The following is a 6,052-nucleotide window of genomic DNA, read 5'->3' as shown; positions in this document are numbered from 1 at the left end:
AGTATTACTCGACTTAATCGTGCCTCAGGTTTTACTCTATTAGAAGTGATGGTGGCTTTAGCTATTTTTGCGACCGCGGCTATCGCATTTACCAAAGTGGCAATGCAATATACTCAAGCCACCTCGAACGCAATTTTAAGAACCAAAGCGCAATTTGTGGCATTGAATGAAGTTGCTGTGATGGAAATTAACCAGGAGTGGTTGCAAGGGACTCAATCCAAACAGGTTACCCAGCAGGGTGAAACCTGGCAAATTGATAAATCTGCACAATCCACCATTAGCCCGAATGTACAACGCATAGAAGTACAGGTCAGTTTGTTTAATGTAGAAACTGGTAAGGTTGAATCAGGAGTGACGCATTTGGTTTTCTTTAACCCGAAGGCCAAAGCATGAAAAAGCAGACTAAGAAAAATAAAAAAGGTTTCACTTTGGTTGAACTTTTGGTGGCGATTGCCATATTTGCGGTACTGTCTGCATTGGGTTGGAAAGTATTTGATTACTTAATTAAAGTGAAAGATCGTAATACTCAACATGAAGTGAATTTAGGTCAATTACAAGAAGCCTATCAGCAAATTCTGCGTGATACTGTTCAGGCTGTGCCGCTCAATGCGAATATCAATGGGGATATTCAGCCTGCTTTGGTGCTGCAAAATGGTCGTTTTAATTTTAGTAAAACCGGTGTGACTGATCCCTTGAATCAGGGTATTTCTCCAGATGAGAGGGTGGAGTACCAATATCGTGCCGATGAAAAGAAACTCTACCGATTAAAGTATCGCAATTTAAATAGTACAGGGCGGGATCAGCCTGAATCCAGTGTGCTGTTAAATGATGTTGACCAGTTTGAAATTGTGGGATTAAATCCGAATGAAATCAACACATGGCCAGAGGGTCAGGTAGATTTAAATGATGACACGCAAAAGCAGATCTTGCCGAAAGGTATTAAAATTAAATTGACCGTCAAAGATGTGGCCTATGAGTGGATTTTCAGTCTATTAAACACTGACTATTTAAAAAAGCAAAAAACCATCACAAATAACAATGCAAATAGCAATGCAAACAACTCTACCTCATAAGGTTTGATTCAATTGAACATGAAGCCGCAACAGGGAATTGCCCTAATCACGATTCTGGTCATGGTAGCTTTGGCGACCATCCTTGCTGCGACTATTGCCAAAAGACAGGCCAATACGGCTGAGAACACGGCATATTTGATGCGCCAGAACCAGTCGCTATTATATGCCAAAAGTGCTGAAGCCTTTTTTTCAGAACTGCTGGTTGATGATGCGGAAAATGCCGGTGATATTGATCATTTGCAAGAAAACTGGGCCAAACCTATGCCGGCGTTTCCTGTAGAGGATGGTTTTGTATCTGGAACCCTGGAAGATCAATCAGGAAAATTTAATTTAAATATCCTGGTAAATGCGGATGGTACGCCAAATCCTCAGGCAAAAGCCTGGTTTGAAAAATTGCTGCTGCGTGTGGGATTGCCGGAAAAGTTGAGTGAAGCCGTGATTGACTGGCAAGATGTGGATAATGAAACCATTGGCGCAATGGGGGCTGAAGCCAGCTATTATCAGGGACTAGCACAAGGCTATTTACCGGCAAACAGTAAATTTCATAGTGTGCAAGAATTGAAACTGGTGCGCGGCTTTGAAGGTGCGAAATACCTGCAAATTGCCGATTATGTGACTGCTGTACCCACCTCCGACAGCAAATTAAATATAAATACCGCGCCGGCAATGTTGCTGGCAAGTCTTGACCCTAAGCTGGACATTAAAGCGGTACAACAGGTGTTACAACAGCGCCAAAGCAACTTAGAGTATTTTGCCAGTGTGAATGACCTATGGGTAATTGAGCCGTTTAGTCAGGTCAGTGCCGATGTTCGCGGGGAAGTCAGTAATCTGTTGGGTGTGAAATCCGAGTATTTCAAAGCCAAAATTGACATGATGCTTAGTGGACGTAAACGCCAGTTCAGTAGTGATTTGGTGCGAAAGGATAAAACAGTTTATGTGGCATCTCGCAGCATGGCGCCATTTTGATAGCTTAAAAACGGTGTGGTAAAAAATGGCACCGTCATTTCTCAAGCTGGATGAGTTTCTCAAATGATGTTGAACAGTAAAATTCATGCGGAGATTGCCACTTTTACTTTATAACTTTCGCATTTGCTTTATAATTGAGTTCAATTCACAGATTTTTGATTGCATCACGGCACATGTTAATTCGTAAGTTATTTAAGTTTGAAAATGCTCATATTGTGCGAAATTGCACATCGGATCGCTGTAAGCGTTCGATTCATGGTCATAGCTATAAAGTTGAATTATTGCTTAAGGCTTCGAAGCTTGATCATGGTCAAATGGTCTATGACTTCGGATTATTAAAAGGCGTAATCAAAGATATTTTTGACAGTTTTGATCATGCGATCTGCTTCTGGCAACATGATGATGCTGAATATATTGATGCCTGTAAAAAATTTAGCGCACGCTGGGTGTCTTTACCCGTTTCACCCTCTGCAGAACAGTTTTCCCGTATTTTCTTCTATCTGGCACAGCAAGTGCTTGCATCTACCGAAACCCAAAACGGGGAAGGCGATGTAGAGGTCTATTCGGTGATTGTGCATGAAACTGATACCGGTTATGCGCAAAGCTTTATCGAAGATATTGAAAATGAGCAAATGGGTGTACTCAGCCTTGATCAAATTGTGTTTTCTGAACAGGTTCGAGTGGAATGGGCAGATCCTGAAATGTATGAAAAATTACAACAAGGCCTTAAATTCCAAAACCCAACGGTTGATCTTCAGGTGAAAATCTAAAGATATTCAATTCATGGGTATATTGAACAAAGAAAGAATTAGGAAGGAAGTATGTCTTTAACTGAACCGCAGCAAACGAAACTCGATAAAATCCAGTTAGAGGCAAGTTGGAAGAGTGCCTTGAGCGAATTTTTGCTCAGTGCGAAAATGGATGATTTAAAACAGTTTCTTGTTACTGAAAAAAATGCGGATAAAGTTATATATCCACCTAATTCACTCATTTTTAATGCTTTAAATACAACCCCCTTTAACCGCGTTAAAGTCGTTATTCTGGGGCAAGACCCTTATCATGGTCCCAATCAGGCGCATGGATTAAGTTTTTCAGTACAAAAAGGGGTTGCATTACCACCATCTTTACGTAATATTTTTCATGAATTAAATACCGACCTTGGTATTCCTGTTCCCAAGCATGGTGATTTAACCCGTTGGGCTGAACAAGGAGTGTTATTGCTCAATGCAGTATTGACTGTCGAGGCAGGACAGCCGACATCACATCAAAAACGTGGCTGGGAAGATTTTACTGATCACGTAATTGACGTTTTAAACGAGCAGTGTGAACACATTGTATTTATCCTTTGGGGCGCGTATGCGCAACGTAAAGGACAACGTATCGATCAAAATAAGCATCTGGTATTGAAAGCTGCACATCCTTCGCCTTTGTCAGCAAACCGTGGTGGTTTTTTTGGTTGTAAAGTCTTTTCGAAAGCAAATAATTATCTGAAACAAAATGGCATTGAGCCGATCAATTGGCAGCTGGACGCATGACACAATCTCCTGAATTAAAAAATTATCATCCCGATCTTATTGTAGAGGAAGCGAAAAATGGCTGGCGCGTTGTTCGCCTGAACCGCCCGAAATCTCTACATGCCCTGGATGAATCTATCGTTACTGCACTTTTGCAGGTGTTCCAAGATTTTCATTATGATGATGCGGTAAAAGCGATTTGGCTGGACTCCACTACGCCTAAAGCATTTTGCGCCGGTGGTGATGTGCGTAAACTTCGTCAGTTAGTCATCAATGACGAGGTTGCGACTGCCAATAAATTCTTTGAGCAGGAATATGCATTAGACCTGTTACTTCATAATTATGCCAAGCCGGTATTGGTATGGGGCGAAGGTTATGTGATGGGTGGTGGTTTGGGCCTGTTTATGGCTGCACCATTTCGTTTGGTTACCCCTTATTCACGTCTGGCGATGCCTGAAATCAACATTGGCTTGTATCCAGACGTGGGTGCAACCCGCTTCCTGGCAGATCGTGGCGCGATTGGCCTGTTTACCGGTTTAACCGGTTCAATCATGACTGCTGCTGGCGCTTACGGGATTGGCTGGGCTACTCATATTTGTGAGGCGCAGCGTGATAATGTGTTGGAAAAAATGCTGGATATTGACTGGGGACATTATCCTGCTGGGGATTTTCGTGCTATTGATGACACCTTAAACAGTATGCATCGACCTGTGGGTCCGGGTCCTTTACAAAATTCATTGGATGTTATTCATAGTGTTTGCCGCGGGGTGAACTTTGAACAGGACTATGAATCGATTATCGGACTCAGTGATGCACGCAGCGACTGGCTCCGTCAAGCCAGTGAAAACCTGCAAAAGGGTTCGCCTGCGACTGCTGCAATTACCTGGCTATTGTGGCAATGGGGCAAGCGTGTTCATTCCTGGAATGAAGTTTTTGAACTGGAAACGCAAATATCCAACTGGAAGATTCGTCATCCAGATTTTGTAGAAGGCGTGCGGGCACGTTTGGTTGATAAAGACCTGTCTCCAGAATGGAAAAAGGGCAGTGATTTTTCTTTAAAAGCGATTTTGTCTGATTGTCCACCCGTGACCAATATCCAAAGCTGGAATGATTTATTAAAGCATTACGGTGTAATCAGCTAATAATATGACTGATGCTCCACAATTGACTGATGAATACTGGATGCAGTTTGCTTATGAGCAAGCTGCCATTGCAGCCTCAAAACAAGAGATTCCTGTGGGTGCAGTCATTGTCAGTCAAAATCAGATTATTGGTGCAGGATATAATGCGCCCATTTGTTTAAATGATCCGACAGCACATGCTGAAGTTCAGGCATTACGCCAGGCTTGTGCTCATCTGAATAATTATCGTTTGCCCGAAGACTCGGTTCTGTATGTGACTTTAGAGCCTTGTACCATGTGTGTCGGGGCATTGATTCATGCGCGGGTGTCACGAGTCGTGTTTGGCACCACCGAGCCGAAAGCAGGATCGCTGGTCAGTGCACGCAAGTTATTGGAAACCGGATACTATAACCATCAGTTTGATTTTGCTGCCGGATGTCTGGATGAGCAGTGTTCTAAACAGCTCAGCGATTTTTTCAAAATGCGCCGTGAGCAAAAAAGATTGCAGAAGTTACAAGAAAAGTCCCTAAATGATCAGAATCATTAATTCAAACCATGTAAACTATAATGACAATGAGTATTGTCAATAAAAATCAGGATAAGTCATGAATTCTATTCAAGTAAAAAAAGAATTTAACGCACCCATCGATCAGGTTTTCGAATTGTTATCTAAGCATGCCACTTACAATGTCGCATTTGCACCGATTCAGGTTGAGCGGGTTAAAGACTCCAGTGATCCTGAACGTCTAGATGGGGTGGGTTCGGTGCGCCGTATGGGGTTTGGTCCGATTAAACCTTTACAGGAACAAATTACTTTGCTGGAGCCGAATCAGCGTATCGAATACCAGATTGTGAAAAATCCTTTGGTGAAACATCATCTGGGCATTATCGAGTTTGAAGCAAAAGATGCGGATAAAACTTTGGTCACCTATACGATTGAATTGCAGGCACGTGCACCTTTCATTAGTAAATTAATCCTTGCACAGCTTAAATCTGCGATTAAACTAGGTTTTTCAAAATTAGCTAAAACTGTATAGCGCAAAGTGGAAAATTAATGACAGTTCAAATTATTACCATAGATGGGCCAAGTGGTTCGGGAAAAGGCACCCTTGCCGCTAAACTGGCAGCACATTATCAATTTCATTTGCTTGATTCAGGTGCTCTCTATCGTCTGCTCGGGCTGTCATTACATCAACAGGATTTACTCGATTGCCTGGATTCTGAACTGGAACGGTGCGTTAAAATTGCAACAAATTTAGACATAAAATTTGTTACGACTGAAGCGGGTACTCGTGTTGAACTTGATGGGGAAGATGTGACTCAAACCATCCGTACGGAACGTGTTGGAGAGTTTGCTTCAAAAGTTGCAGCAATTCCT

9 protein-coding genes are annotated in these 6,052 nt (G+C 42.3%); all 9 read left to right on the top strand.

Annotated elements, in window-relative coordinates; genetic code table 11:
- Window positions 1–3 precede the first annotated feature (3 nt).
- Window positions 4–393, top strand: coding sequence for a type II secretion system minor pseudopilin GspI (gene gspI / locus B2Y23_RS08615; protein WP_291370250.1), 390 nt, complete (start codon window positions 4–6; stop codon window positions 391–393).
- Window positions 390–1,073: a type II secretion system minor pseudopilin GspJ gene (gspJ, locus tag B2Y23_RS08610; RefSeq protein ID WP_291370249.1), complete on the top strand. Its 684-nt coding sequence runs from the start codon at window positions 390–392 to the stop codon at window positions 1,071–1,073. The genes gspI and gspJ overlap by 4 nt, the downstream gene beginning before the upstream one ends.
- Window positions 1,074–1,091: 18 nt before the next feature.
- Window positions 1,092–2,039, top strand: a complete 948-nt coding sequence (gspK, locus tag B2Y23_RS08605) for a type II secretion system minor pseudopilin GspK (protein WP_291370247.1) — start codon at window positions 1,092–1,094, stop codon at window positions 2,037–2,039.
- Between the two features lie 173 nt (window positions 2,040–2,212).
- Entirely contained in the window at window positions 2,213–2,809 is a 597-nt protein-coding gene (locus B2Y23_RS08600) for a 6-pyruvoyl trahydropterin synthase family protein (RefSeq protein WP_291370245.1), read from the top strand.
- A 51-nt stretch (window positions 2,810–2,860) separates the two neighbouring features.
- The gene (ung, locus tag B2Y23_RS08595; protein WP_291370244.1) at window positions 2,861–3,574 is read left to right on the top strand and encodes a uracil-DNA glycosylase; all 714 of its coding nucleotides are present in this window, start codon (window positions 2,861–2,863) and stop codon (window positions 3,572–3,574) included.
- A complete protein-coding gene (locus tag B2Y23_RS08590) occupies window positions 3,571–4,695 on the top strand; it encodes an enoyl-CoA hydratase/isomerase family protein (protein WP_291370243.1) in 1,125 nt (374 codons plus the stop codon). Before ung ends, B2Y23_RS08590 begins: the two co-directional genes overlap by 4 nt.
- Window positions 4,696–4,699: 4 nt before the next feature.
- Window positions 4,700–5,221: a tRNA adenosine(34) deaminase TadA gene (tadA, locus tag B2Y23_RS08585; protein WP_291356850.1), complete on the top strand. Its 522-nt coding sequence runs from the start codon at window positions 4,700–4,702 to the stop codon at window positions 5,219–5,221.
- Window positions 5,222–5,279: 58 nt separating this feature from the next.
- A complete protein-coding gene (locus tag B2Y23_RS08580; RefSeq protein WP_291356852.1) occupies window positions 5,280–5,711 on the top strand; it encodes an SRPBCC family protein in 432 nt (143 codons plus the stop codon).
- 17 nt (window positions 5,712–5,728) lie between these two features.
- The coding region (locus B2Y23_RS08575; RefSeq protein ID WP_291370242.1) for a (d)CMP kinase at window positions 5,729–6,052 on the top strand (324 nt) is incomplete at its 3' end.

It is taken from the genome of Acinetobacter sp. UBA5934 (genome assembly GCF_002430855.1).
Classification (GTDB): domain Bacteria; phylum Pseudomonadota; class Gammaproteobacteria; order Pseudomonadales; family Moraxellaceae; genus Acinetobacter.
This window is presented reverse-complemented; position numbering and strand designations above follow the sequence as displayed.

Bases quoted from the DNA above. Each gene is read 5' to 3' on its own strand.
- gspJ (WP_291370249.1), top strand. From the start codon at position 390: ATGAAAAAGCAGACTAAGAAAAATAAAAAAGGTTTCACTTTGGTTGAA.
- gspK (WP_291370247.1), top strand. From the start codon at position 1,092: ATGAAGCCGCAACAGGGAATTGCCCTAATCACGATTCTGGTCATGGTA.
- B2Y23_RS08600 (WP_291370245.1), top strand. From the start codon at position 2,213: ATGTTAATTCGTAAGTTATTTAAGTTTGAAAATGCTCATATTGTGCGA.
- ung (WP_291370244.1), top strand. From the start codon at position 2,861: ATGTCTTTAACTGAACCGCAGCAAACGAAACTCGATAAAATCCAGTTA.
- B2Y23_RS08590 (WP_291370243.1), top strand. From the start codon at position 3,571: ATGACACAATCTCCTGAATTAAAAAATTATCATCCCGATCTTATTGTA.
- tadA (WP_291356850.1), top strand. From the start codon at position 4,700: ATGACTGATGCTCCACAATTGACTGATGAATACTGGATGCAGTTTGCT.
- B2Y23_RS08580 (WP_291356852.1), top strand. From the start codon at position 5,280: ATGAATTCTATTCAAGTAAAAAAAGAATTTAACGCACCCATCGATCAG.